Consider the following 24426-nt stretch of genomic DNA (forward strand, 5'->3'; position numbering starts at 1 on the left):
ATGCTCGACCGTCACTCGTTGTTCTGGAAACTCACCGTCCTGCTGGTGGGCTTCTGCCTGTTGATGATCGGCCTGAGCTACAGTTGGGGCCGGCACATGGAAACCCAGGATGCCTTCCTGTCCGAGCCGGCGCGGCAGGTCCTGCGCGGTTACGCGGCCGAGGCCGAGCAAGCCTGGCGCAGCGGCGACCGCGAGGGCGTGGATGCCTGGCTGGCCACGATGCGCGAGCGCGAACAGGGCTGGGTGGGCGTGCTCGATGGCGATCTGCAGCCGCTGGGCAGCGCCGACCTGAGCGCAGGCCAGGCCCAGCGCCTGACCCGCCTGCGTGGCGTCGACTGGCCCATGAGTCGGCGCACCATCGGCCAGCCCTGGTTGCGCCTGCCGTTCCCCGGCGCGCCGGAGCAGGGCATGTTGGTGATCGAGCTGCCGGAGCGCTTCAACCCCGGCCAATACCGGTTGTTCTGGCGCATCGTCACCAACGGCATCATCCCCGGGCTGTTCACCTTGCTGCTGTGCGTCGGCCTGTACCGCATGCTGATCGTGCCGCTCAACCAACTGCGTGAGCAGGCCAATGCCTGGCGTGCCGACCAGTTGGCGGCGCGCCTGGACTCGCGCACCACTCGGCGCAAGGACGAACTGGGCGAACTGGCCCGCGCCTTCGACCAGATGGCCGAACGCCTGCAGGGTACCGTGGCCCTGCAGCAGCAGTTGCTGCGCGACCTGTCCCACGAGCTGCGCACGCCGCTCAGCCGCCTGCGCGTGGCCTGCGATGGCGAGACCGACCTGCAGCGCCTGCGCGAACGCCTGCACCGTGAGGTGGATGGCATGCAGCAACTGGTCGAGGACACCTTGCAACTGGCCTGGCAGGACGCCGAGCGCGCGCCGGTAAACCTCGAGCCGATCCAGGTGGCGGCGCTGTGGGATCTGCTCAGCGAGAACGCCTGCTATGAAAGCGGCTGGGCGCCGCGACGGCTGCGCTGCGAGCTGCCGGCTGACTGCTGGGTACAAGGCAGCCTCAATGACCTGGCCCAGGCGCTGGAGAACATGTTGCGCAATGCCATCCGTCATTCACCCGAGGCGGGTGTGGTGCGCCTGAGCGGTTGGCGGGAGGGCGGGTATTGGCGTATCGACCTGGAGGACGAGGGCGGGGGCGTGGCCGAGGAAGACCTGGAGCGGATCTTCGCGCCGTTTTCCCGGCTGGAGGGTTCGCGGCCAGGGGACGGTGGTTTCGGCTTGGGCTTGAGCATCGCCCGCAATGCGATCCGCCGCCAGGGTGGGCGCGTGTGGGCGGTCAATGGCGAGCGCGGCCTGCGCTTGTGCCTGCGCCTGGCTGCGGGGGAGTCGAGACCATTGCGGGACAAGCCCGCTCCAGGCACTTATAGCCACCCGTTATAACATCCAGCAATTGCGTGATATGGCCGCGCTGGGTTTGCCGGTATGATAGGTGCCCCTGCCGTCCGGATTGCGAAAACGCCCATGACCCTGCAGTACCCAACCATCGCCGAGTGCATCGGCCATACGCCACTGGTTCGCCTGCAGCGCATCGCCGGGGACACCAGCAACACCTTGCTGCTCAAGCTCGAAGGCAACAATCCGGCAGGTTCGGTCAAGGACCGCCCGGCGCTGTCGATGATCACCCGCGCCGAGCTGCGTGGCCAGATCAAGCCCGGCGACACCCTCATCGAAGCCACCTCCGGCAACACCGGCATCGCCTTGGCCATGGCTGCGGCGATCAAGGGCTACAAGATGATCCTGATCATGCCGGACAACTCCACCGCCGAACGCAAGGCGGCGATGACTGCCTATGGCGCCGAGCTGATCCTGGTGACCAAGGAAGAGGGCATGGAGGGCGCGCGCGACCTCGCCGAGAAGATGCAGGCCGAAGGCCGCGGCCTGGTCCTCGACCAGTTCGCCAATGGCGATAATCCGATCGCCCACTACAACAGCACCGGCCCGGAAATCTGGCAGCAGACCCAGGGCACCATCACCCATTTCATCAGCTCCATGGGCACCACCGGCACCATCATGGGCTGCTCGCAGTACCTCAAGGAGCAGAACCCGGCGGTACAGGTCGTCGGCCTGCAGCCGATGGAAGGCTCGGCCATCCCCGGCATTCGCCGCTGGCCCCACGAGTACCTGCCGAAGATCTTCGACGCCACCCGGGTCGATCGCGTGGTCGACATGTCCCAGCAGGAGGCCGAGCAGACCACCCGTCGCCTGGCCCGCGAAGAGGGCGTTTTCTGTGGCGTATCCTCCGGCGGTGCCGTGGCGGCGATGCTACGCCTGTCCCGCGAAGTCGAGAACGCGGTGATGGTCGCCATCATCTGCGACCGCGGCGACCGTTACCTCTCCACCGGCCTGTTCGATCCGACCTGATGTCCAGAAAGAAAAACAATACCGGCCTGCGTTTCCAGCCGGCCGGCGGCAACCGTGCCGCACAGGTACCCGTGGGCAAGAAGCAGCGCCTGTCGATCGAGCGCGTGGCCGGTGACGGTCGCGGCATCGCTTTCATCGAAGGACGTACCTGGTTCGTCAGCGGCGCACTGGCTGGCGAAGACGTCGAGGCGCGGGTGCTCGCGGCGCGTGGCAAGGTGGTAGAGGCGCGCCTGGAGCGTGTGTTCCAGGCCAGCCCCGAGCGCCGTGAAGCGCCTTGCCGGCACTACGCCCGCTGCGGCGGCTGCAACCTCCAGCACCTGCCTCATGAAGGGCAGCTGGCGCTCAAGCAGCGCCTGCTTGCCGAGCAGCTGCAACGGGTGGCCGGCGTGCAGCCCGAGGAGTGGGCTGTTCCCCTGAGCGGACCGGAATTCGGCTACCGCCGCCGGGCGCGGGTCGCGGTACGCTGGGACACCAAGGCGCGCCAACTGGACGTGGGGTTCCGCGCCGAGGCCAGCCAGGACATCGTCGGCATCGACGAATGCGCGGTGCTGGTACAACCCTTGCAGTCGATCATGCGCCACCTGCCGACCGTGCTGCGCAGCCTGGCCAAGCCGCAGGCGCTGGGGCACGTGGAGCTGTTCAGCGGCACCGCCGAGGCGGTGCTGGTACGGCATGTGGCGCCCTTGTCCAGTGAAGACCTGGCGCGGCTCGAGGCGTTCTGCCGCGAGGCCGGCGCCCAGCTGTGGCTGCAGGGCGAGGGCGAGCCGGCACCGGTGGATGCCGCGGCGCAACTGGGCTTTGCCCTGGAGCCTTGGGGCATGGAACTGGCCTGGCGGCCGGGTGACTTCGTCCAGGTCAACGCCCAGGTCAACACCTTGATGATTCAGCAGGCCTTGGCCTGGCTGGCGCCCGAGGCGCACGAGCGGGTCCTGGACCTGTTCTGCGGCTTGGGCAACTTCGCCCTGCCCCTGGCCCGCCAGGCGCGCGAAGTGGTGGCGGTGGAGGGCGTGCAGGCCATGGTCGAGCGCGCCGCCGCCAACGCCGACGGCAACAATGTGCATAACGCTCGGTTTTTTCAGGCCGATTTATCGCAGCCTTTGGCGGGCGCCGGATGGGTCGCCGAGGGCTTTTCTGCGGTACTCTTGGATCCACCGCGCGACGGGGCATTCGAGGTGGTGCAAGGCATCGCCCGGCTCGGTGCGAAGCGGCTGGTCTATGTATCGTGCAACCCGGCCACGCTGGCGCGAGACGCGCAGGTGCTGGTCGGGCAGGGGTACCGGTTAAAAAGGGCCGGGATTCTCGACATGTTTCCTCAGACGGCGCATGTCGAGGCCATGGCGTTATTCGAAGTGGGCTAGCCGGGCTGGCCCTCTTGGTGCGGCCTTCAAGGAGTGAGGGGCGCACAGGTGATAGCCAGTGCACCCGCGTGGTGCGCTGTATGGAAAGGTAAAACAAAGATGGTACAGGTGAGAGTGCACCAGCCGGTCAACCACGACGGCAGTATCAATCTCGAAGCATGGCTCGATCATGTGGTGAGCGTCGATTCGCAGCTCGATCGCCCGGGGCTGAAAGAGGCCTGCGAGTTCGCCCATGAGGTCGAGAAAAAAGGCAATCCAGCCAAGCATTCCTGGGCCGACGGCACCTCCAGTTTCCAGGCTGGGCTGGAGATCGCCGAAATCCTCGCCGACCTCAAGCTCGACCAGGATTCGCTGGTCGCCGCGGTGATCTACCGCTCGGTGCGCGAAGGCAAGGTGACCCTGGCTGAAGTCGGTCAGCGCTTTGGCCCGGTGGTGTCCAAGCTGATCGACGGCGTGCTGCGTATGGCGGCCATCAGTGCCAGCCTCAGCCCGCGCCAGTCGTTGGTACTTGGTTCCCAGGCGCAGGTCGAAAACCTGCGCAAGATGCTGGTGGCCATGGTCGACGACGTGCGCGTGGCGCTGATCAAGCTCGCCGAACGTACCTGTGCCATTCGTGCGGTCAAGGGCGCCGACGACGAGAAGCGCCTGCGCGTGGCACGTGAGGTGTTCGACATCTATGCGCCGCTGGCGCACCGGCTGGGCATCGGTCATATCAAGTGGGAACTCGAGGACCTGTCGTTCCGCTACCTTGAGCCCGACCAGTACAAGCAGATCGCCAAGCTGCTGCACGAGCGCCGGCTGGACCGCGAGCGCTTCATCAGCGACGTGATGAACCAGCTTCAGAACGAGCTGCTGGCCACCGGCGTCAACGCCGACATCAGTGGCCGGGCGAAACACATCTATTCGATCTGGCGCAAGATGCAGCGCAAGGGCCTGGAATTCAGCCAGATCTACGACGTGCGCGCAGTGCGCGTGTTGGTGCCGGAAGTGCGCGACTGCTACACCGCGCTGGGCATCGTGCACACCCTGTGGCGGCACATCCCCAAGGAGTTCGACGACTACATCGCCAACCCCAAGGAAAACGGCTACCGCTCCCTGCACACCGCAGTGATTGGCCCCGAGGGCAAGGTGCTGGAGGTGCAGATCCGCACCCACGCCATGCACGAGGAAGCCGAGCTGGGCGTGTGCGCGCACTGGCGCTATAAGGGCACCGACGTCAAGCCCAGCTCCAACCACTACGAAGAGAAGATCTCCTGGCTGCGCCAGGTGCTGGAGTGGCACGAGGAACTGGGCGACATCGGCGGCCTGGCCGAACAGCTGCGTGTCGATATCGAGCCGGACCGGGTCTACGTGTTCACCCCTGACGGTCACGCCATCGACCTGCCCAAGGGCGCCACGCCGCTGGACTTCGCCTACCGGGTGCACACCGAGATCGGCCACAACTGCCGGGGCGCCAAGATCAACGGCCGCATCGTGCCGTTGAACTACAGCCTGCAGACCGGCGAGCAGGTGGAGATCATCACCAGCAAGCACGGCAGCCCGAGCCGCGACTGGCTGAACTCCAACCTGGGCTACGTGACCACCTCGCGGGCCCGGGCCAAGATCGTCCACTGGTTCAAGCTGCAGGCCCGCGACCAGAACGTGGCCGCCGGCAAGACCCTGATCGAGCGCGAACTGAGCCGATTGGGCCTGCCCCAGGTGGACTTCGAACGCCTGGCGGAAAAGGCCAACGTCAAGACTGCCGAGGACATGTTCGCCGCCCTTGGCGCCGGCGACCTGCGCCTGGCGCACATGGTCAACGCCGCCCAGCAACTGCTCGAACCCGAGCGCCTGGAACCGGTCGAGCTGATTCCGCGCCAGGCCCGGGGCATCCGCGCGGGCAAGCGCAGTGACATCCAGATCCAGGGCGTCGGCAACCTGCTCACGCAGATGGCCGGGTGCTGCCAGCCGCTACCGGGCGATGCCATTGTCGGCTATATCACCCAGGGCCGTGGCGTGAGCATCCACCGCCAGGATTGTGCCTCGGTGCTGCAGCTGGCGGGCAAGGAGCCGGAGCGTATGATCCAGGTCAGCTGGGGGCCGATCCCGGTGCAGACCTACCCGGTCGACATCGTCATCCGTGCCTACGACCGCCCGGGGCTGTTGCGCGACGTGTCGCAGGTGCTGCTCAACGAGAAGATCAACGTGTTGGCGGTCAACACCCGCTCGAACAAGGAAGACAACACCGCGCTCATGTCACTGACCATCGAGATCCCCGGCCTGGATGCCCTCGGACGTCTGCTGGGGCGGATCTCGCAGTTGCCCAACATCATCGAGACGCGGCGTAATCGCACCCCTTGAGAAACGGGGCCGCTGTGCGGCCCATCGCCGGCAAGCCGGCTCCCACAGGATCGCGCTGTACCCTGTGGGAGCCGGCTTGCCGGTGATCGAGGGCGAAGCCCTCGCCTAGGAACAGACTTGATATGACCTACACCCTTGAAGACCTGCTGCACCTCATGGCCCGCCTGCGTGACCCGCAATATGGCTGCCCCTGGGACCTCAAGCAGGACTACGCCAGTATCGTCCCGCACACCCTCGAGGAAGCCTACGAAGTCGCCGACACTATCGAACGCGGCGACTTCGAGCACCTGCAGGGCGAGCTCGGCGATCTGCTGTTCCAAGTGGTCTATTACAGCCAGCTGGCCCGTGAAGAAGGGCGCTTCGAGTTCGACGGCGTCGTCGATTCGATCACCCGCAAGCTGATCCGTCGCCACCCCCATGTGTTCCCCACCGGCGAGCTGTACGCGCCGCTGGAGACCCCGGCGTTGAGCGAGGCGCAGATCAAGTCGCGCTGGGAGGAGATCAAGGCCGAGGAGCGCGCCGAAAAAAGCGAGCCCGAGCAGTTGTCGCTGCTCGACGATGTGCCCGCGGCCTTGCCCGCGCTGTCCCGCGCCGCCAAACTGCAGAAGCGCGCCGCCACGGTCGGCTTCGACTGGCCTGAGGCGCTGCCGGTGCTGGACAAGGTCCGCGAGGAGCTCGACGAAGTGCTGCAGGCCATGGCCGATGGCGACAGCGACGCGCTGGAGGACGAGCTGGGTGACCTGCTGTTCGCCACCGTCAACCTGGCCCGGCACCTCAAGCACGACCCGGAAAATGCCTTGCGCCGTGCCAACCGCAAGTTCGAGCGGCGCTTCCGATTCATCGAACAGGCATTGCGCGCGCAGGGCCTGAACATCCAAGATCGTACCCTCGACGAGCTGGACGCCCTGTGGGGCGAGGCCAAGCGTCAGGAAAAGAACCTGCCCAGCTGCGGCTGAGCCGATGCATAAGTGAGTAGAACACCCATGAGCCTTTCCCTTCGCGACCAATTGCTCAAAGCCGGCCTGGTCAACCAGAAACAGGTCTCGCAGACCAACAAAGCCGAGAAGAAACAGAAACGCCTGGAACACAAGGGCCAGGTGGAGGTGGACGACAGCCAGAAACGCCTGGCCAAGGAAGCCATGGCCGAGAAGGCCAAGAAGGACCAGGAGCTGAACCGCCAGGTCCAGGAGAAGGCCGAGCAGAAGGCCCGTGCCGCGCAGATCAAGCAACTGATCGAGGCGACCCGTCTGCCCAAGCTGACCACCGAGGACTACTACAACTTCGTCGATGACAAGAAGGTCAAGCGCATCGCCGTCAACGCCCTGATGCGCAGCAAGCTGAGCAATGGCGCGCTGGCCATCGTCGCCCATGGTGGCGGCTACGAAGTGATCCCGCGCGAGGCGGCGGTGAAGATCCAGGAGCGTGACCCCAACCGTATCCTGCTGCTCAACACCCATGTCGAGGAAGCGGACGAGGACGATCCGTACGCAGCCTACAAGATCCCAGACGATCTGATGTGGTAAGCACGAAAAACCCCGCCTTGGCGGGGTTTTTCGTTGCAGGGCCGGGTCACTGCGCCGGGCGTTGGCGCTCGAGGTATTCAAGCTCCATGCGGTACTGGTGAGCCTGTTGCTCGTCATGGAACATGCCGACCAATTGGCCTTGCTGATGCACGTCCCAGATCCGCAGGCCAGCGGCCTGGCCTTCGTGGGACATTTTCGATTCGTCGCGTTCGGTTACCTGGACTGTCATCGTCAAACTCCACTGCTTGGGTTGGCTGCGGCACTGTGTCGCAGGACTCCTTTATAGAATTTGTTAGCAGGCTAAGTAAATAAAACAGCGATGAAACAAGTTTCATCAAGGGCAACGCATCCCTGTGGGAGCGGTGTGCGGCAAAAAAGAAACCCCGCACAAGGCGGGGCTTCGGGCGTTGCAGGCAGCGGTATCAGTTACCCTTGACCGCCTTGCCATCGACCGTGCCATCCTGCAGCACGATCACGTACTCCTTGCCGTCGGTCTCAACCTGTCGCAGCTGCACCAGCAGGTAGTCCCAGTCCTTGGCGAACCACAGCTCGGTGATGCGCTTGCTCTGGCTCGGGTCGCGCACGCGTTCGACCTTGATCGCGTCGACCTGGCCAGTCTTGGTGGTCACTTTCTCGGTGCCCAGCACGCGGAAGTCGTAGGTGTCGATCTCGTCACCGTCGACCACCTGGTAGGTCATGCTCTTCTTGCCGGCGGCCACGTCATGCTGCAGGGCCAGCTGGTAGGACGACTTGTCCAGCACGCCGCGGTTGAGCGGCAGGTTGATGGCATCGCCACGGTCGCTGCCTGTGATCTTCTTGCCGGCCCAGTCGAAGTTCAGGTCGACCTTCTTTGCCTTGCCCAGGCCGCCACGTTCGAAGTGATACTGCTGCGGCAGCAGGGTGTCGTTGTCGAACTTGAGGGTGCTTTGCTCCGTCAGGCTGGCGATCATCATCGAAGCCTTGAAGTTCAGGCTCCAGGTGCCGTTGGCGTTCTTTTCCAGGCTGCGCGCGGCGGTGCCGCTCATCGGCAGCTGTTTCCAGTCGGCGGTGTAGCTGGCCGCGAAAGGCTTCAGATCAGCTGCCTGGAGGGGCAGGGCGAGCACGGCGAGAGCCAAGAGCAGGGCGCGACGCATAAATTCTCCTAGGATCGAATCAAGTGACCGCTGGCCGCCAGCGGCTGGCCATCCAGTAATGCACCCTGTCCGCCCAGACGCAAGCGTCCTTCGGCGAACCAGCGCACCGCCAGCGGGTAGATCTGGTGTTCCTGCAGGTGCACGCGCTGGGCGAGCGTCTGCGCGGTGTCATCCGTTGCCACGGGCACCACAGCCTGTACGACCAGAGGCCCGCCATCGAGTTCCTCGGTGACGAAGTGCACGCTGCAGCCATGCTCGACGTCGCCCGCCTCCAGCGCGCGCTGGTGGGTGTGCAGGCCTTTGTACCTGGGCAACAGTGACGGGTGGATGTTCAGCAGGCGGCCCTGGTAATGGCGCACGAAATCGCCACTGAGGATGCGCATGAAACCGGCCAGCACCACCAGGTCGGGCTGGAAGCCGTCGATCAGCGCCATCAGCGCCGCGTCGAAGGCTTCGCGCCCGTCGAACCCGGTGTGCGACAACACGGCGGTTTCGATGCCGGCGGCCTTGGCACGTTCCAGGCCGTAAGCATCGGCACGGTTCGAGATGACCGCGCGGATGCGTGCCGGGCTGTCGCTGGCGCTGTTGCTGTCGATCAGTGCCTGCAGGTTGCTGCCGGAGCCCGACAGCAACACGACTACATTGCAGGGCATCAGTGTGCCTTGAGGTTCTGCAGCTCGACCTGGGCGGCGCCTTCGGCGGCCACGTCGATACGGCCAATCACCCACGGTTGCTCGCCTTCGGCGCGCAGCACGTTGAGGGCATTGTCGACCTGGTCCTGAGCCACGCAGATGACCATGCCCACGCCGCAGTTCAGCACGCGGTGCATTTCATGCTCGTCGACGTTGCCTTTTTCCTGCAGGAAGTCGAACACCGCCGGACGTTGCCAGCTGGCCACGTCGACCACGGCCTGGGCGCCCTTTGGCAGTACGCGCGGGATGTTATCCAGCAGGCCGCCACCGGTGATGTGGGCCATGGCCTTGACAGCGCCGGTCTGCTTGATCAGTTGCAGCAGCGGCTTGACGTAGATGCGGGTAGGCGCCATCAGCAGGTCGGCCAGCGGCTTGCCGTCGAGCTGGGTGTTGTCGATGTCGGTGCCGGAAACCTCGAGGATCTTGCGGATCAGCGAGTAGCCGTTGGAGTGCGGGCCGGAGGATGGCAGCGCGATCAGGGCGTCGCCGGTGACCACTTTCGAGCCGTCGATGATCTCGGACTTTTCCACCACGCCGACGCAGAAGCCGGCCAGGTCGTAGTCTTCGCCTTCGTACATGCCAGGCATCTCGGCGGTTTCACCACCGACCAGCGAGCAGCCGGCCAGTTCGCAACCGGCGCCGATGCCGGTGACCACGGTGGCGGCCACGTCGACGTTGAGCTTGCCGGTGGCGTAGTAGTCGAGGAAGAACAGCGGCTCGGCGCCGCATACAACCAGGTCGTTGACGCACATGGCGACCAGGTCCTGGCCGATGCTGTCGTGCTTGTTCAGGTTCAGCGCCAGGCGCAGCTTGGTGCCGACGCCGTCGGTGCCGGAGACCAGCACCGGCTGCTTGTAGCCGGCCGGGATCTCGCAGAGGGCGCCGAAGCCGCCCAGGCCACCCATGACTTCAGGACGTGCGGTGCGCTTGGCGACGCCCTTGATGCGTTCGACCAGTGCTTCGCCGGCGTCGATGTCTACACCGGCGTCTTTGTAGCTCAGGGAGGGTTGCTTGCTCATTGATCCAGGCCTTTAGGAGGGAGGGATTCAGAAAAACGACCGGGACGGCCAAGGCCGGTTTCAGAAACGGCGGCTGCCTGTACGTCACTGGTCTGCGAAGGCGCGCGATTTTATCAGGGTTGCCCCAAGGCGGCCATCCTCAGGCCGACGGGCAGGCGGGAAATCTGGGCAAAAAACCGTGTTTCACCCCCTGTGACTGGTTGGCGCGCCGGTGCCTGTATAAGGTATAGGCATGGCGACCCACGCAACGGGCCGGCAACGCGGAGTATTTGCCGTGGTTGCGCGGTCACAGCCGACAGGCAAGGGCGTGTCGCCCCAAGGTCATCTGGACAGGAATCCTCAATGCGTCTTCTCAATTTCCTCGCTGGCGCCTGCCTGGTTGTGGCCGGCACCGTGGCCCAGGCCGAAACCATCTCTGGCTTGTATCAGGTGCGCGAGCCTGTCGAAGGGCAGGGCAGCGAAGCCCGCGCCCAGGCGACCGGCAAGGCCCTGGATACCCTGGTGCTGCGCCTGACCGGTGATCCCAAGGCGGTGCAGAACCCGGCATTGGCCGCGCTGCGCAAGGACCCGCAGCAGATCATCAACCAGGTCGGCACCGAAGCCGGGCCGCCGGAGTCGGTGCTGGTCGAGTTCGACCCCGGCAGCACCGAGCGCGCCCTGCGCCAAGCTGGCCTGGCGCTGTGGGGCAGCAACCGGCCGTCGATTCTTGGCTGGTGGCTGAATGACAGCGTCGAGGGCAGTAGCCTGGTCGGCGATGGCCAGGCTGTCGCCGAACCCCTGCGCCGGGCCGCCCAGCACCGCGGCCTGCCGTTGCGCCTGCCGTTAGCCGACCTGCAGGAGCAACTGGTGGCCAATGCCAAGCTGCTCGAAGGCAACGACCCGGCGCCGCTGCGCGAGGCCTCCGAGCGCTATGGCGCCGATGCGCTGCTGGCGGTGCATGCCCATGAAGCCGACGGCAAGTGGCAGGGCAAGTGGCAGTTGTGGCTGGGCGACCAGCGCGAGCAGGGCAGCGCCGACGGCGCCGACCAGGCGGCCCTGGCCGACGCCGTGCTGCTGGCGGTGAGCAACCGCCTGGCGCCGCGTTACGTCACCCGTCCCGGCGCCAGCAGCGAGCTAGAGGTGCAGGTCCAGGGCATGAACCTGCAACGCTACGCCGAGCTCAGCCGAGTCCTGGAGCCCTATGGCGCGCGCCTGCAGATGGCCGATGGCGGCACCCTGACCTACCGCGTCAGCGGCAATCGTGAGCAACTGCGCGCGCAGTTAAGTCTGGCCAAGCTCCAGGAACTGCCTGCCGAGCCCGTGCTCGCGACACCTGCGCCAAACACGCAGGACCCGGCCGGCGCCACGCCGCCGGCCACCGCCGCCAAGCCGTTCGACGGCTTGCGTTTTCGCTGGTAAGGAGTGGCTGAATGACTGACCTGCGTCGCTGGATCTGGCTGGGCGCGGCTTTTGTGATTGCCGTGCTGCTGTACTTCCTGCACAACATTCTCTCGCCGTTCCTGGTGGGCATCCTGCTGGCCTACCTGGCCGACCCGCTGGTCGACCGCCTGGAACGGTTCGGCCTGTCGCGCACCTGGGGCGTGGTGGTGGTGTTCAGCCTGTTCACCCTGATATTCCTGGCCCTGCTGCTGGTGCTTGTGCCGATGCTGGCCAAGCAGTTGCTACGCCTGTACGAACTGGCGCCGCAGATGCTCGACTGGCTGCAGCATGTGGCGCTGCCCTGGGTGCAGAGCCGCCTGGGCCTGGCCGATGGGTTCTGGAAATTCGACAAGATCAAGGCCGCCATCGGCGAGCACATGGGCCAGACCACCGACATCGTCGGGGTGCTGCTGTCCCAGGCCACTGCTTCGAGCCTGGCGTTGATTGGCTGGCTGGCCAACCTGGTGCTGATCCCGGTGGTGGGCTTCTACCTGCTGCGCGACTGGGACCTGATGATGGCCAAGCTGCGCAGCCTGCTGCCACGTCAACGCGAACCGCAGGTAGTGGGACTGGCCGGCGAGTGCCACGAGGTGCTGGGGGCGTTCGTGCGCGGGCAGTTGCTGGTGATGCTGGCGCTGGGCGTCATCTATTCCACCGGCCTGATGCTGGTGGGCCTGGAGCTGGGCCTGCTGATCGGCATGCTCGCGGGGTTGGCGGCGATCGTGCCGTACATGGGCTTCATCATCGGCATCGGTGCGGCGCTGGTCGCCGGGTTGTTCCAGTTCGGCGGCGAGCTCTACCCGATGCTGGGCATCGTCGCGGTGTTCATGGTTGGGCAGGCGCTTGAAGGCATGGTGCTGACACCGCTGCTGGTGGGCGACCGCATCGGCCTGCACCCGGTGGCGGTGATCTTCGCGATCCTGGCCGGCGGCGAGCTGTTCGGCTTTACCGGCGTGTTGCTGGCGTTGCCGGTGGCGGCGGTGATCATGGTGCTGCTGCGGCATGTGCATGACCTGTACAAGGAATCGGACATGTATGCCGGGGAGATCGACCCCGACCTATGATCAATCGCGGGGCAAGCCCGCTCCCACGCTACCCTGGCAGAGGCTATAACGTGGGGGCGGGCTTGCCCCGCTATGCTTGTGAAACAGTGCAACTACTTGATTTTACTTGCGCTATTTCCCTCGCCGATTGTGCCGTCCGCGCTGCGGGTATAGACTTTGCACACTGTTCATCAAAGGCCCCCTGTGGTCCCCGCGACCGCCCGCGAGCATGAAACCGATCCAGTTGCCCCTGGGTGTGCGTCTGCGCGACGACGCCACCTTCATCAACTACTACCCCGGCGCCAATGCCGCGGCACTGGGCTATGTCGAGCGGCTGTGCGAAGCCGACGCCGGCTGGACCGAAAGCCTCATCTACCTGTGGGGCAAGCAGGGCGTGGGCCGCACCCACCTGTTGCAGGCCGCCACCCAGCGTTTCCAGCAGTTGGGCCAACCCGCTGTCTACCTGCCCCTGGCGCAACTGCTCGATCGCGGCGTCGAACTGCTCGACTACCTCGAACAGTACGAGCTGGTGTGCATCGACGACCTGCATGTGATTGCCGGCAAGGCGGACTGGGAAGAGGCGATGTTTCACCTGTTCAACCGCCTGCGCGACAGCGGCCGGCGCCTGCTGCTGGCGGCGTCCAGTTCGCCACGGGAACTGCCGATCAAACTGGCCGACCTCAAGTCGCGGCTGACCCTGGCGCTGATCTTTCAGATGCGTGGGATGTCCGATGAGGACAAGCTGCGCGCCCTGCAACTGCGTGCCTCGCGCCGTGGCCTGCACCTGACCGACGAGGTCGGCCACTTCATCCTCACCCGCGGTACGCGCAGCATGAGCGCGTTGTTCGACCTCCTCGAACGCCTCGACCAGGCCTCCCTGCAGGCCCAGCGCAAGCTGACCATCCCGTTCCTCAAGGAAACCCTCGGCTGGTAGCCCTGAGAACACGGTGCCAGAGCATCAAAACGGAAAAGTCACATCTTTTTCGATAAAATTTGCAAATGGGTCCGATAGAAGGCATAGTTTCCCCCTTCTAAAGGACTACAGACACGGTCGTGCCCATGCTGAAGCGCTTCGCACCCCTCGTGCCACTTGCACTTGTCACCCTTCTTTACGGCTGTGCCTCCACCGGCCCGGTCGCACCCTCGCAGGACCACCGCGTGGCCGCCGAGCAATCGGTCAAGGCCAAGGCTTCCGCCTCTTCCGTATTCACCGAGGAAGAGCTGGCCAGCGAAGACGACCTGGACGCCTTCTCCAGCAACGGCAAGCCATACCAGCTGCCTGTGCTGGCCGACAGCATTCTCGAACGCGGCATGGCCCTGATCGGCACCCGCTACCGCTTCGGCGGCACCTCCGAGAAGTCCGGCTTCGACTGCAGCGGTTTCATCGGCTACCTGTTCCGCGAAGAGGCGGGCATGAACCTGCCGCGCTCGACCCGCGAGATGATCAACGTCGACGCGCCCAAGGTCGCCCGTAACAAGCTCAAGCCCGGCGACCTGCTGTTCTTCAGCACCAACGGCCGTGGCCGCGTGAGCCATGCCGGCATCTACCTGGGTGACAACCAGTTCATCCACTCCAGCAGCCGCCGCAGCGGTGGTGTGCGTATCGACAGCCTGGGCGATCGCTATTGGAGCAAGACCTTCATCGAGGCCAAACGCGCGCTCGCCATGGCGCCGACCACGATCTCGCGCAATTGATTTGATATCAAAATGCTGTAACCTCGCACGGCGGCGTAGCTGAAAAGCTCGCCGCCGTGCGCATTTACAGAAAGCGTCTAATCTAAATTCTCAACTCTTTTTACCTTCGGCCGTGGCCGTCGGATTTTCGACAGGACGTTCGCATCATGGCGATGTTGGCGCGCTTCGCATTCTTTTCCCTGGTGGCCCTGCTTGCGGCCTGCTCCAGCCGTGCACCTGCGCCGGCGCCCACGCCCAAACAGCCGATGGTGTTCAATCAGGCGCCTTCGTCACCTGCGGCTGACGATGTATTGTTTCGCGCCATCGGCCTGGTGGGCACACCGTATCGCTGGGGTGGCAATACACCGGATGCCGGGTTCGATTGCAGCGGCCTGATCGGCTATGTCTACCGTGATGCGGCGGGTATCAGTCTGCCACGCTCGACCCGCGAGATGATCGTCATGCGCGCGCCAAATGTGGATATCAATTCGCTGCAGTCGGGTGATCTGGTGTTCTTTGCCACCAGCGGCGGGTCGCAGGTCAGCCATGCCGGCATCTACGTCGGTGAGGGGCGCTTCGTGCATGCACCGTCGACGGGCGGCACCGTGCGCCTGGACTACCTGTCCAACAGCTACTGGGCCAAGGCCTACCTCCAGGCCAAACGGGTGCTGCCGCCGGGGCATCTGGCGCAGAATCCCTGATACCTACCGGCGCGGGCAGGGTATGAACTTGGTCCAGTATTGCCTGGCTGGCATCAAGCCTGTTTGAGCAGAAGCGCCACTCCGGGATAGTACTGCCCCAGTTCGTTGTGCAGCTTGCGGTAGGCATACGGGAAGTACCAGGCAAGCGCACAGGCCGTGTGCTTCTGCAGATCGTCCACCAGGTCCTGCAGTTCCTCGGGGCTGGCATGCTGGCCGGCCTTCCAAGGTGTGACGAACAGTGCCCCGGCCTTGAGTTGGCTGCCATAGGCGATCGGCTTGGCCAGGGCGGCGGTTTCCTGCAGGGCCGCTGTCAGGTCGAGGCGAGCGATGCGCGGCCAGCGCTGGCCGGCGTGCAGGTACAGCGACTCCTCGGCGCTGCTGATCGACAGGTCGCAGCGCCCGTCGCGCTCGCCCTCGTCGCGCTGTTTCTTGCTCATGTGCCGTTCCAGCGCCACCAACTCACCCTGCCAGGCGGCAGCGGCGAGCAGGCCGACGTTGCTGGCTGTGCCGTGCCAGTAGGGCGCCTCGTTGTCGCCCTGCAACTGGTTGAAGCGGTCGATGCAGTCGACCCAGCGCTCGAGGGCCGGGCGCAGGAACTCCAGGCGCGGGTTGTTGATCATCAGGCCTTGCATGCTGCGCTCTCCTTGTCATTGTGATCCGGGTCGGCCGAGTGATGGCTATGTGATATCGCTGCTCTGAGTGTGGCACAAGCTGTTGAATCGGCCATTGATCCAGGCCAGATCGGCCCTCGCTCGATTGACGCTCCCGGTGCAACCCTCTAACCTTCGCGGCGTGCTTCAGGTGCCCCGCGAGCTGCGGTTCGGCAGGGTGAAACTGGGAAGCCGGTGGGCGCCAGTAGGCGCGAGTCCGGCGCTGCCCCCGCAACGGTAGATGAGTCGACGGCTACGCAAGGCCACTGGATGTCCATGTCCGGGAAGGCGCGTAGCCAGGGCCTGCGCCCGCTCATGAGCCCGGAGACCGGCCTGTCACTGCCAAACGGCATCACGGAGGGTGATGCGCGGTGCGATGTGGCCCTCGCCATGCCTCCTGCGCGCTCCTCGTCTGCCTGCCTTTTACCTGTCGCCGCCGCTGCGACAGCCTGCGGAGACCCCTGATGAGCGAATCCATCGAACGCGACGAACGTCACCTGGCGCGCATGCAGCGCAAGAAGGCGATCATCGACGAGCGCATCGCCAATTCCCCCAATGAATGCGGCCTGCTGCTGGTGCTGACCGGCAACGGCAAGGGCAAGAGCAGCTCGGCCTTCGGCATGCTTGCCCGCGCCCTTGGCCATGGCATGCAGTGCGGCGTGGTGCAGTTCATCAAAGGCCGCAACAGCACCGGCGAGGAGCTGTTTTTCCGCCGATTTCCCGAGCAGGTGCGTTATCACGTGATGGGCGAGGGTTTTACCTGGGAAACCCAAGACCGCCAGCGCGACACCGCCGCTGCCGAGGCCGCCTGGGCGGTGTCGCGGCAGTTGCTGCAGGACCCCTCTATCCAGTTCGTCGTGCTCGATGAGCTGAACATCGCCCTCAAGCACGGCTACCTGGACCTCGACCAGGTGCTATCGGATATCCAGGCGCGTCCGCCGATGCAGCATGTGATCGTCACGGGGCGCGCTGCCAAGCCGGAGATGATCGAACTGGCTGACACCGTCACCGAGATGGGCATGCTCAAGCACGCCTTCCAGGCCGGTATCCGCGCGCAGAAGGGCGTCGAACTGTGAGTGAGTCGCGCCAGTGTCCCGCCGTGCTGATCGCGGCCCCGGCCTCGGGCCAGGGCAAGACCACGGTCACTGCCGCCCTGGCCCGCCTGCACCGCAACCTCGGGCGCACGGTGCGGGTGTTCAAGTGCGGGCCTGACTTTCTCGACCCGATGATCCTCGAGCGCGCCAGCGGTGCCCCGGTCTACCAGCTCGACCTGTGGATGATCGGCGCCGAGGAGAGTCGCCGCCTGTTGTGGGAAGCGGCGGGCGAGGCCGACCTGATCCTGATCGAGGGCGTGATGGGCCTGTTCGACGGCACGCCGTCGAGCGCCGACCTGGCGCGCCACTTCGGCGTGCCGGTGTTGGCGGTGATCGACGGCACGGCCATGGCCCAGACCTTTGGTGCCTTGGCTCTAGGCCTGGCGCGCTACCAGCCCGACCTGCCGTTCGCCGGGGTGCTGGCCAACCGGGTCGGCAGCCTGCGTCATGCGCAACTGCTCGAAGGCAGCCTGACCGAAGGCCTGCGCTGGTACGGCGGGTTGTCCCGCGAGCGCGGCATCGAACTGCCCAGCCGTCACCTTGGCCTGGTCCAGGCCAGCGAGTTGAACGACCTGGATGCACGCCTGGATGCCGCCGCCGAAGCCCTGGGCGCCAGTTGCGATGCCGCGCTGCCGCCACCGGTCCGTTTTGCCGAGCCTGAGCCTGTGAATGTGACTGCGTCGCTGGCCGGAGCGCGCATCGGTGTGGCCCGCGATGAGGCCTTCGCCTTCACCTATGGCGCCAATCTTGACCTGCTGCGTGGCCTCGGTGCGCACCTGGAATTCTTCTCGCCGGTGCATGACCGCGAGCTACCCGTGGTGGACAGTCTCTACCTGCCCGGCGGCTACCCCGAACTGCATCACCAGGCGCTGGCCGCCAACGCGCCGATGCTGGAAGCGATCCGCGCCCATCATGCCGCCGGCAAGCCGTTGCTGGCCGAGTGCGGCGGCATGCTCTACCTGCTCGACGCGCTGACCGACGTGGCGGGCGAGCGCGCCACGCTGCTGGGCCTGCTGCCGGGCGAGGCGACCATGCAGAAGCGCCTGGCGGCCCTGGCCCTGCAGGCGGTCGAACTACCCGAAGGCACCCTGCGAGGCCACACCTACCACCACTCGCTGACCAGCACGGAGCTTGCGCCGATCGCCCGCGGCCAGAGCCCCAACGGCGGTCGGGGCAACGAGGCGGTCTATCGTCTGGGGCGTCTGACCGCCTCCTACGTGCACTTCTACTTCCCCTCCAACCCTGACGCGGCGGCGGCGCTGCTGCGACCATGAGCCGACACGCCTACAGCGAAGCCGAACGCCAGGCCATCTACCGGGCCATTGGCGAACGCCGCGACATGCGCCATTTTGCCGGGGGCGAGGTGGCCCCCGAGTTGCTCGGACGCCTGCTCGCCGCCGCCCACCAGGCGCCCAGCGTGGGCCTGATGCAGCCGTGGCGGTTCATCCGTATCAGCCAGCGTGCCTTGCGCGAGCGGATCCAGGCGCTGGTGGAGCAGGAGCGGGTGCGCACCGCCGAGGCCCTGGGCGAGCGCTCCGATGAATTCATGAAGCTCAAGGTCGAAGGCATCAACGACTGCGCCGAAGTGCTGGTGGCCGCGTTGATGGACAAGCGCGAGGCGCATGTCTTCGGCCGCCGCACCCTGCCCGAGATGGACTTGGCCTCGCTGGCCTGCGCCATCCAGAACCTGTGGCTGGCGGCACGCGCCGAAGGGTTGGGCATGGGCTGGGTATCGCTGTTCGACCCCGAGGCCCTGGCCGAACTGCTGGGCATGCCCGCGGGCGCCAAGCCCATGGCGGTGCTGTGCCTGGGGCCGGTGACCGAGTTCTATCCGGCGCCGATGCTGGTGCTGGAAGACTGGGCCGAACAGCGGCCCTTGAGCGAGATGCTGTACGAGAACCATTGGGGAGAGCGTCCATGAGCGTGGCCTTGCTGACCGTGGCGGGCGTGGCCCTGGATGCGCTGCTGGGCGAGCCGCGCCGGCGTCATCCGCTGGTGGGCTTCGGCAACTTCGCCTCGCGCCTGGAGCAACGTTTCAACGCCGGTGGGCGCGGCTGGCGCAGCCATGGCGTCACCGCGTGGTTCCTGGCGGTGGTGCCGCTGACCCTGCTGGCGCTGATCCTGTCCTGGCTGCCGTACATCGGCTGGCTGGTGGATGTGCTTGCGCTGTACTGCGCCCTGGGCCTGCGCAGCCTGGGCGAGCATGTGCTGCCGGTGGCCCAGGCCTTGCGCCAGGGGGACCTGGCCGAGGCGCGGCGGCGTGTCGGTTACCTGGTCAGCCGCGAAACCCGCGAGCTGGACGAGCCCGCCGTGGCCCGGGCGGCCACCGAGTCGGTGTTGGAAAACGGCAGCGACGCGGTGTTTGCCGCGCTGTTCTGGTTTGTCGTGGCCGGTGCGCCGGGGGTGGTGCTGTACCGCCTGAGCAATACCCTGGATGCCATGTGGGGCTATCGCAACGAGCGCTTCGAACGCTTCGGCTGGTGCGCGGCGCGCATCGACGATGGGCTGAACTATATTCCCGCCAGGCTGGTGGCGCTGACCTATGCGCTGCTGGGCAAGACCCGCCTGGCCCTGGCCTGCTGGCGCAACCAGGCGCCGCTGTGGGATAGCCCCAACGCCGGCCCGGTGATGGCCGCGGGTGCCGGCGCGCTGGGCGTGGAGCTGGGCGGCCCGGCGGTGTATCACGGCGAGCTGCATGAACGACCGCGCCTGGGTGAAGGGCCGATGGCCGACGCCCAGGCCATCGAGCGCGGCTGGAGCCTGGTGCAGCGCGGCGTGTGGTTGTGGGTGCTGTTGATCTGCGTGGGAGCCTATCTGAATGCTTGAACACGGTGGCCGCCTGCTGCGGGCGGTGAAACAGTACGCCATTCCACGGGAGCAGTGGCTCGACCTGTCCAGCGGTATCGCGCCATGGTCCTATCCGATACCGCCGATTCCGCTGGAGGCCTGGGCCCGTCTGCCGGAGACCGAAGACGGCCTGGAGACGGCGGCGCGAAAGTACTATGGCGCGCAGCCGTTGCTGGCGGTGGCCGGCTCCCAGGCGGCGATCCAGGCCTTGCCGCACCTGCGCCCGAGCGGGCGGGTCGGGGTCCTGTCGCCGTGCTATGCCGAGCATCCGCATGCCTGGGCACGGGCAGGGCACACGTTGGTCGAACTGGACGAGACCGAGGTCGAGGACGTGCTCGACAGCCTTGACGTCCTGGTGCTGGTCAACCCCAACAATCCCACCGGCCGTCGGGTAACCCGCGAACGCCTGCTGGCCTGGCATGCGCGTCTGGCCGAGCGCGGTGGCTGGCTGCTGGTGGACGAAGCCTTCATGGACAATACGCCCGAACACAGCGTGGTCGAGCAGGCCGGGCAACCTGGCCTGATCGTGTTGCGCTCGTTCGGCAAGTTCTTCGGCCTGGCCGGTGTGCGGTTGGGCTTCGTCGTCGCCCAGGCGGATGTGCTGCGACGTCTGGCCGAGGCACTCGGGCCCTGGGCCGTCAGCGGCCCGACCCGAGTGCTGGGGCAGGCCTGTTTCGCCGACGACGCGGCGCACCTGGCGCAGATTGCCCGTTGCGCCCAGGCCAGCCAGCGCCTGGCCTCGTTGCTCGACGGCGCGGGCCTGCCACCCAGTGGCGGCTGCGACCTGTTCCAGTACGTGCGTGATGAGCGCGCCGCGCACCTGCATGACTTTCTCGCCCGCCGCGGCATTCTGGTGCGCCTGTTCGATCAGCCGCCCGCGCTGCGTTTCGGCCTGCCCGCCACGGCCGCTGACGAACAACGCCTGGCCCAGGCCCTGGCGGACTATCAGAAGGAATCGGCATGACCACCCTCATGGTGCAAGGCACCACCTCCGATGCCGGCAAGAGCACGCTGGTGACCGCCCTGTGCCGCTGGCTGCTGCGCCAGGGCATCGCCGTGGTGCCGTTCAAGCCGCAGAACATGGCGCTCAACAGCGCCGTGACCGCCGACGGTGGCGAGATCGGCCGCGCCCAGGCGGTGCAGGCCCAGGCCTGCCGGCTGGCGCCGCACACCGACATGAACCCGGTGCTGCTCAAGCCCAACAGCGACACCGGCGCCCAGGTGATCGTCCATGGCCGCGCGGTGACCAGCATGAACGCCGTCGCCTACCACGACTACAAGGCCATCGCCATGCAGGCGGTGCTGGCGTCCCACGAGCGCCTGAGCGAAGCCTACCCGGTGGTGATGGTCGAAGGCGCCGGCTCCCCGGCGGAGATCAACCTGCGTGCCGGCGACATCGCCAACATGGGCTTCGCCGAGGCGGTCGACTGCCCGGTGATCCTGGTGGCCGACATCAACCGCGGCGGCGTGTTCGCCCACCTGGTCGGCACCCTGGAACTGCTGTCGGCGAGCGAGCAGGCGCGGGTCAAGGGCTTTGTCATCAACCGTTTCCGTGGCGACATTGCCTTGCTGCAACCGGGCCTGGACTGGCTGGAGCAGCGCACCGGCAAGCCGGTGCTGGGCGTGTTGCCCTACATCACCGACCTGCACCTGGAGGCCGAGGACAGGATCGATACCCGCCAGGGGGCGAAGGGCGAGCGCGTGCTCAAGGTGATCGTCCCGGTGCTGCCGCGAATCAGCAACCACACCGACTTCGACCCGCTGCGCCTGCATCCGCAGGTGGACCTGCAGTTCATCGGCCCGGGCCAGCCGATCCCAGCCGCCGACCTGATCATCCTGCCCGGCTCCAAGAGCGTGCGCGGCGACCTGGCGCAACTGCGCGAGCGTGGCTGGGATACCGCCATCGCCCGGCACCTGCGCTACGGCGGCAAGCTCATCGGCATCTGCGGTGGCCTGCAGATGCTCGGCGAGCAGGTGCATGATCCACTGGGCCTGGAAGGGCCCGCCGGCTCCAGTGCGGGCCTCGGCCTGCTGGCCTACAGCACCGTGCTGGAGGCCGAGAAGCAGCTGCGCAACGTGGCCGGCACGCTCGATCTCGAGCAGGTTCCGGTGTCGGGTTACGAGATCCACGCCGGGGTTACCCACGGTCCGGCGCTGGAGCGTCCGGCGGTGCTACTAACCGATGGCCGCGCCGACGGGGCCATCAGCGCCGACGGGCAGATCCTCGCCACCTACCTGCATGGCCTGTTCGAGGGCACCCAGTCGTGCGCCGCGCTGCTGCGCTGGGCGGGTCTGGCCGATGTGCAGGCCATCGACTACGAGGCCCTGCGCGAACGCGATATCGAGCGCCTGGCCGACCTGGTCGAGCAGCACCTGGACACCGCGCGTCTGCGCCAACTGTGTGGAGTCGTCTGACATGCGCAGCCTGATCCTCGGCGGCGCCCGTTCGGGCAAGAGCCGCCTGGCCGAGCAACTGGCCGAGACCAGCGGCCTGCCGGTGACCTATATCGCCACCAGCCAGCCGCTGGATGGCGAGATGAATGAACGCGTGCGTCTGCACCGCGAGCGCCGTCCGGCCCATTGGGGGCTGGTGGAGGAACCCCTGGCGCTGGCTGATGTGCTGTACGCCGAAGCCGCCGAAGGGCGCTGCCTGCTGGTGGACTGCCTGACCCTGTGGCTGACCAATCTGCTGATGCTCGAGGATGACCTGCGCCTGGCGCAGGAGCGCGATGCGCTGCTCGATTGCCTGGAACAGCTGCCGGGCACCCTTGTCCTGGTCAGCAACGAAACCGGCCTGGGCGTGGTGCCCATGGGCGAACTGACCCGTCGCTACGTCGACCTGGCGGGCACGCTGCACCAGGCCGTGGCCGAGCGCTGCCAACGCGTGGTGCTGACTGTCGCTGGTCTCCCTCTCATGCTCAAAGGACCTGCCCTATGACCCAGATGTGGTGGCGTGACGCCTGCCAACCCCTCGACACCGCCGCCATGGACCAGGCCCGCGCTCGTCAGCAGCAGCTGACCAAACCGGCCGGCTCCCTCGGCCAACTCGAAGGCCTGGCGATACGCCTGGCCGGCCTGCAAGGGCGCGAGCGTCCCAGACTGGAGCGGATCGCCATCACGATCTTCGCCGGCGACCATGGCGTGGTGGAGGAGGGCATCTCTGCCTACCCGCAGGCGGTGACCGGACAGATGCTGCGCAATTTCGTCGGCGGTGGCGCGGCGATCAGCGTGCTGGCGCGCCAGCTGGACGCAGACCTTGAGGTGGTCGACCTCGGTACCATCGACCCGACGCTGCAACTGCCCGGTGTCCATCACCTGAGTCTTGGGCCTGGCACGGCCAATTTCGCCTGTCAGCCGGCGATGAGCGATGCGCAACTGGCTGCGGCGCTGCAGGCCGGACGCGACAGCGCCCTGCGTGCACTCGACAACGGCGCCCAGCTGTTCATCGGCGGGGAAATGGGCATCGGCAACACCACCGCGGCGGCGGCGCTGGCCAGCACGTTGCTGGGCTGCCCGGCGCGTGAGCTGAGCGGCCCGGGCACCGGCCTGGACAGCGCCGGCGTGCGGCACAAGGCCGAAGTGATCGAGCGCGCCCTGGTGCTGCACGGTCTGCGCGCCGACCAGCCGTTGCAGGCGCTGGCCTGTGTCGGCGGCTTTGAGATCGCCGCGCTGGCCGGCGCCTACTTGGCGTGCGCCCAGCATGGCGTGGCTGTACTGGTCGATGGTTTCATCTGCAGTGTCGCCGCCCTGGTGGCGGTACGCCTCAATCCACAGTGCCGCCCCTGGCTGCTGTTCGCCCACCAGGGCGCCGAGCCGGGGCACAAGGCCTTGCTGGCGGCCCTGGAAGCCGAGCCGCTGCTGACCCTGGGCTTGCGCCTGGGCGAGGGCAGCGGTGCGGCGCTGGCGGTGCCGCTGATCCGCCTGGCCTGCGCGCTGCATGGGCAAATGGCAACCTTCGCCGAGGCGGCGGTGGCGGATCGCCCGGCATGATCCTCGACCTGCTGCGCCACGGCGAGACGGAAAAAGGGGGTGGCTTGCGCGGCAGCCTCGACGACGCCTTGACCGAGACTGGCTGGGCGCAGATGCGCCAGGCCGTCACCGACGTCGGCCCCTGGGACGTGCTGGTCAGTTCGCCGCTGCAGCGCTGCGCGGCGTTCGCCGATGAGCTGGGCGCGCGCCTGAACCTGCCGGTGCTGCGCGAGGCTGGTGTGCGCGAGCTGCACTTCGGTGAGTGGGAAGGGCAAAGCGCTGCGCAGATCATGCAGGTCGACGCCGATGCCCTGGGGCAGTTCTGGAATGATCCGTATACCTTCACCCCGCCGGGCGGCGAACCGGTGCTGGCCTTTGCCGAACGGGTGCTGGCGGCGGTCGAGGGTTTGCGCCGTGTGCATGCAGGCAAGCGCGTGCTGCTGGTCACCCATGGTGGGGTGATGCGTCTTCTCCTGGCACGGGCACGTGGCTTGCCGCGTGAGCAATTGCTGCAGGTCGAGGTCGGGCACGGCGCGCTGGTGCGACTGATGCTGGATCACGACGGGCAAATGCGCGAGGTAGGTTGAG

Annotated in this window: 25 protein-coding genes and 1 riboswitch; of the genes, 20 read left to right on the forward strand and 5 right to left on the reverse strand. The window is 66.5% G+C overall.

Annotation, left to right across the window (positions count from 1 at the left end):
• From AC25M7_RS06320 to AC25M7_RS06345, 6 genes are all read left to right on the forward strand, one after another.
• The gene (locus AC25M7_RS06320) at positions 1–1395 is read left to right on the forward strand and encodes a histidine kinase sensor domain-containing protein (protein WP_486970854.1); all 1395 of its coding nucleotides are present in this window, start codon (positions 1–3) and stop codon (positions 1393–1395) included.
• 81 nt (positions 1396–1476) lie between these two features.
• Entirely contained in the window at positions 1477–2376 is a 900-nt protein-coding gene (cysM, locus tag AC25M7_RS06325) for a cysteine synthase CysM (protein ID WP_486970855.1), read from the forward strand.
• Complete coding sequence (rlmD, locus tag AC25M7_RS06330; RefSeq protein WP_088851794.1) at positions 2376–3734, forward strand: 23S rRNA (uracil(1939)-C(5))-methyltransferase RlmD; 1359 nt, start codon at positions 2376–2378, stop codon at positions 3732–3734. The genes cysM and rlmD overlap by 1 nt, the downstream gene beginning before the upstream one ends.
• A 99-nt stretch (positions 3735–3833) precedes the next feature.
• The gene (gene relA / locus AC25M7_RS06335; protein WP_028690916.1) at positions 3834–6074 is read left to right on the forward strand and encodes a GTP diphosphokinase; all 2241 of its coding nucleotides are present in this window, start codon (positions 3834–3836) and stop codon (positions 6072–6074) included.
• A 122-nt stretch (positions 6075–6196) separates the two neighbouring features.
• On the forward strand, positions 6197–7030 hold the full coding sequence (mazG, locus tag AC25M7_RS06340) for a nucleoside triphosphate pyrophosphohydrolase (RefSeq protein ID WP_028690915.1): 834 nt from the start codon (positions 6197–6199) through the stop codon (positions 7028–7030).
• 27 nt (positions 7031–7057) lie between these two features.
• Entirely contained in the window at positions 7058–7597 is a 540-nt protein-coding gene (locus AC25M7_RS06345) for a DUF2058 domain-containing protein (protein WP_028690914.1), read from the forward strand.
• A gap of 46 nt (positions 7598–7643) precedes the next feature.
• On the opposite strand, the gene AC25M7_RS06350 is transcribed toward AC25M7_RS06345, so the two are convergent.
• From AC25M7_RS06350 to purM, 4 genes are all read right to left on the reverse strand, one after another.
• Positions 7644–7826, reverse strand: coding sequence for a hypothetical protein (locus tag AC25M7_RS06350; protein ID WP_028690913.1), 183 nt, complete (start codon positions 7824–7826; stop codon positions 7644–7646).
• A 193-nt stretch (positions 7827–8019) separates the two neighbouring features.
• Entirely contained in the window at positions 8020–8730 is a 711-nt protein-coding gene (locus AC25M7_RS06355) for a DUF3108 domain-containing protein (RefSeq protein ID WP_028690912.1), read from the reverse strand.
• 8 nt (positions 8731–8738) lie between these two features.
• Positions 8739–9383 carry a phosphoribosylglycinamide formyltransferase gene (purN, locus tag AC25M7_RS06360; RefSeq protein ID WP_028690911.1) on the reverse strand — a complete coding sequence of 215 codons (645 nt, stop codon included), beginning with the start codon at positions 9381–9383 and terminating at the stop codon, positions 8739–8741.
• Complete coding sequence (purM, locus tag AC25M7_RS06365; RefSeq protein ID WP_028690910.1) at positions 9383–10441, reverse strand: phosphoribosylformylglycinamidine cyclo-ligase; 1059 nt, start codon at positions 10439–10441, stop codon at positions 9383–9385. The genes purN and purM overlap by 1 nt, the downstream gene beginning before the upstream one ends.
• A gap of 342 nt (positions 10442–10783) precedes the next feature.
• Between purM and AC25M7_RS06370 the strand changes: the two genes are divergently transcribed.
• From AC25M7_RS06370 to AC25M7_RS06390, 5 genes are all read left to right on the forward strand, one after another.
• Positions 10784–11839 carry a DUF2066 domain-containing protein gene (locus AC25M7_RS06370; protein WP_088851795.1) on the forward strand — a complete coding sequence of 352 codons (1056 nt, stop codon included), beginning with the start codon at positions 10784–10786 and terminating at the stop codon, positions 11837–11839.
• A gap of 11 nt (positions 11840–11850) precedes the next feature.
• Entirely contained in the window at positions 11851–12924 is a 1074-nt protein-coding gene (locus AC25M7_RS06375; protein WP_028690908.1) for an AI-2E family transporter, read from the forward strand.
• Between the two features lie 208 nt (positions 12925–13132).
• Entirely contained in the window at positions 13133–13837 is a 705-nt protein-coding gene (gene hda, locus AC25M7_RS06380; RefSeq protein ID WP_028690907.1) for a DnaA regulatory inactivator Hda, read from the forward strand.
• A gap of 125 nt (positions 13838–13962) precedes the next feature.
• Complete coding sequence (locus AC25M7_RS06385; RefSeq protein ID WP_028690906.1) at positions 13963–14598, forward strand: C40 family peptidase; 636 nt, start codon at positions 13963–13965, stop codon at positions 14596–14598.
• A 146-nt stretch (positions 14599–14744) separates the two neighbouring features.
• Positions 14745–15278 (forward strand): C40 family peptidase, encoded by a 534-nt coding sequence (locus tag AC25M7_RS06390; RefSeq protein ID WP_028690905.1) that lies wholly within the window; start codon positions 14745–14747, stop codon positions 15276–15278.
• A gap of 53 nt (positions 15279–15331) precedes the next feature.
• On the opposite strand, the gene AC25M7_RS06395 is transcribed toward AC25M7_RS06390, so the two are convergent.
• A complete protein-coding gene (locus AC25M7_RS06395; protein WP_028690904.1) occupies positions 15332–15910 on the reverse strand; it encodes a hypothetical protein in 579 nt (192 codons plus the stop codon).
• Positions 15911–16060: 150 nt separating this feature from the next.
• Positions 16061–16279: riboswitch (cobalamin riboswitch) on the forward strand.
• A gap of 113 nt (positions 16280–16392) precedes the next feature.
• Here AC25M7_RS06395 and cobO point away from each other — a divergent pair.
• From cobO to cobC, 9 genes are read left to right on the forward strand one after another with little or no spacing between them, the layout of a single operon-like run.
• Complete coding sequence (gene cobO / locus AC25M7_RS06400) at positions 16393–17004, forward strand: cob(I)yrinic acid a,c-diamide adenosyltransferase (protein WP_486970856.1); 612 nt, start codon at positions 16393–16395, stop codon at positions 17002–17004.
• The gene (locus tag AC25M7_RS06405) at positions 17001–18296 is read left to right on the forward strand and encodes a cobyrinic acid a,c-diamide synthase CobB (protein WP_028690902.1); all 1296 of its coding nucleotides are present in this window, start codon (positions 17001–17003) and stop codon (positions 18294–18296) included. The genes cobO and AC25M7_RS06405 overlap by 4 nt, the downstream gene beginning before the upstream one ends.
• The gene (gene bluB, locus AC25M7_RS06410) at positions 18293–18943 is read left to right on the forward strand and encodes a 5,6-dimethylbenzimidazole synthase (RefSeq protein WP_028690901.1); all 651 of its coding nucleotides are present in this window, start codon (positions 18293–18295) and stop codon (positions 18941–18943) included. Before AC25M7_RS06405 ends, bluB begins: the two co-directional genes overlap by 4 nt.
• Positions 18940–19848, forward strand: coding sequence for an adenosylcobinamide-phosphate synthase CbiB (gene cbiB / locus AC25M7_RS06415; protein WP_062363768.1), 909 nt, complete (start codon positions 18940–18942; stop codon positions 19846–19848). Before bluB ends, cbiB begins: the two co-directional genes overlap by 4 nt.
• On the forward strand, positions 19841–20833 hold the full coding sequence (cobD, locus tag AC25M7_RS06420; protein ID WP_088851798.1) for a threonine-phosphate decarboxylase CobD: 993 nt from the start codon (positions 19841–19843) through the stop codon (positions 20831–20833). Before cbiB ends, cobD begins: the two co-directional genes overlap by 8 nt.
• Positions 20830–22284: a cobyric acid synthase gene (locus AC25M7_RS06425; RefSeq protein ID WP_486970857.1), complete on the forward strand. Its 1455-nt coding sequence runs from the start codon at positions 20830–20832 to the stop codon at positions 22282–22284. Before cobD ends, AC25M7_RS06425 begins: the two co-directional genes overlap by 4 nt.
• Position 22285: 1 nt before the next feature.
• Positions 22286–22807: a bifunctional adenosylcobinamide kinase/adenosylcobinamide-phosphate guanylyltransferase gene (gene cobU, locus AC25M7_RS06430; protein ID WP_028690897.1), complete on the forward strand. Its 522-nt coding sequence runs from the start codon at positions 22286–22288 to the stop codon at positions 22805–22807.
• The gene (gene cobT, locus AC25M7_RS06435) at positions 22804–23859 is read left to right on the forward strand and encodes a nicotinate-nucleotide--dimethylbenzimidazole phosphoribosyltransferase (RefSeq protein WP_088851800.1); all 1056 of its coding nucleotides are present in this window, start codon (positions 22804–22806) and stop codon (positions 23857–23859) included. The genes cobU and cobT overlap by 4 nt, the downstream gene beginning before the upstream one ends.
• Complete coding sequence (gene cobC / locus AC25M7_RS06440; protein ID WP_069017441.1) at positions 23856–24425, forward strand: alpha-ribazole phosphatase family protein; 570 nt, start codon at positions 23856–23858, stop codon at positions 24423–24425. Before cobT ends, cobC begins: the two co-directional genes overlap by 4 nt.
• The last annotated feature ends 1 nt before the right edge of the window (position 24426 follow it).

The sequence above is a fragment of the Pseudomonas sp. P106(2024) genome, from assembly GCF_057480815.1.

Excerpts from the sequence above, each read along its gene's own strand:
- AC25M7_RS06320 (WP_486970854.1), top strand. The coding sequence starts at position 1 with ATGCTCGACCGTCACTCGTTGTTCTGGAAACTCACCGTCCTGCTGGTG.
- cysM (WP_486970855.1), top strand. The coding sequence starts at position 1,477 with ATGACCCTGCAGTACCCAACCATCGCCGAGTGCATCGGCCATACGCCA.
- rlmD (WP_088851794.1), top strand. The coding sequence starts at position 2,376 with ATGTCCAGAAAGAAAAACAATACCGGCCTGCGTTTCCAGCCGGCCGGC.
- relA (WP_028690916.1), top strand. The coding sequence starts at position 3,834 with ATGGTACAGGTGAGAGTGCACCAGCCGGTCAACCACGACGGCAGTATC.
- mazG (WP_028690915.1), top strand. The coding sequence starts at position 6,197 with ATGACCTACACCCTTGAAGACCTGCTGCACCTCATGGCCCGCCTGCGT.
- AC25M7_RS06345 (WP_028690914.1), top strand. The coding sequence starts at position 7,058 with ATGAGCCTTTCCCTTCGCGACCAATTGCTCAAAGCCGGCCTGGTCAAC.
- AC25M7_RS06350 (WP_028690913.1), bottom strand. The coding sequence starts at position 7,826 with ATGACAGTCCAGGTAACCGAACGCGACGAATCGAAAATGTCCCACGAA.
- AC25M7_RS06355 (WP_028690912.1), bottom strand. The coding sequence starts at position 8,730 with ATGCGTCGCGCCCTGCTCTTGGCTCTCGCCGTGCTCGCCCTGCCCCTC.
- purN (WP_028690911.1), bottom strand. The coding sequence starts at position 9,383 with ATGCCCTGCAATGTAGTCGTGTTGCTGTCGGGCTCCGGCAGCAACCTG.
- purM (WP_028690910.1), bottom strand. The coding sequence starts at position 10,441 with ATGAGCAAGCAACCCTCCCTGAGCTACAAAGACGCCGGTGTAGACATC.
- AC25M7_RS06370 (WP_088851795.1), top strand. The coding sequence starts at position 10,784 with ATGCGTCTTCTCAATTTCCTCGCTGGCGCCTGCCTGGTTGTGGCCGGC.
- AC25M7_RS06375 (WP_028690908.1), top strand. The coding sequence starts at position 11,851 with ATGACTGACCTGCGTCGCTGGATCTGGCTGGGCGCGGCTTTTGTGATT.
- hda (WP_028690907.1), top strand. The coding sequence starts at position 13,133 with ATGAAACCGATCCAGTTGCCCCTGGGTGTGCGTCTGCGCGACGACGCC.
- AC25M7_RS06385 (WP_028690906.1), top strand. The coding sequence starts at position 13,963 with ATGCTGAAGCGCTTCGCACCCCTCGTGCCACTTGCACTTGTCACCCTT.
- AC25M7_RS06390 (WP_028690905.1), top strand. The coding sequence starts at position 14,745 with ATGGCGATGTTGGCGCGCTTCGCATTCTTTTCCCTGGTGGCCCTGCTT.
- AC25M7_RS06395 (WP_028690904.1), bottom strand. The coding sequence starts at position 15,910 with ATGCAAGGCCTGATGATCAACAACCCGCGCCTGGAGTTCCTGCGCCCG.
- cobO (WP_486970856.1), top strand. The coding sequence starts at position 16,393 with ATGAGCGAATCCATCGAACGCGACGAACGTCACCTGGCGCGCATGCAG.
- bluB (WP_028690901.1), top strand. The coding sequence starts at position 18,293 with ATGAGCCGACACGCCTACAGCGAAGCCGAACGCCAGGCCATCTACCGG.
- cbiB (WP_062363768.1), top strand. The coding sequence starts at position 18,940 with ATGAGCGTGGCCTTGCTGACCGTGGCGGGCGTGGCCCTGGATGCGCTG.
- cobD (WP_088851798.1), top strand. The coding sequence starts at position 19,841 with ATGCTTGAACACGGTGGCCGCCTGCTGCGGGCGGTGAAACAGTACGCC.
- AC25M7_RS06425 (WP_486970857.1), top strand. The coding sequence starts at position 20,830 with ATGACCACCCTCATGGTGCAAGGCACCACCTCCGATGCCGGCAAGAGC.
- cobU (WP_028690897.1), top strand. The coding sequence starts at position 22,286 with ATGCGCAGCCTGATCCTCGGCGGCGCCCGTTCGGGCAAGAGCCGCCTG.
- cobT (WP_088851800.1), top strand. The coding sequence starts at position 22,804 with ATGACCCAGATGTGGTGGCGTGACGCCTGCCAACCCCTCGACACCGCC.
- cobC (WP_069017441.1), top strand. The coding sequence starts at position 23,856 with ATGATCCTCGACCTGCTGCGCCACGGCGAGACGGAAAAAGGGGGTGGC.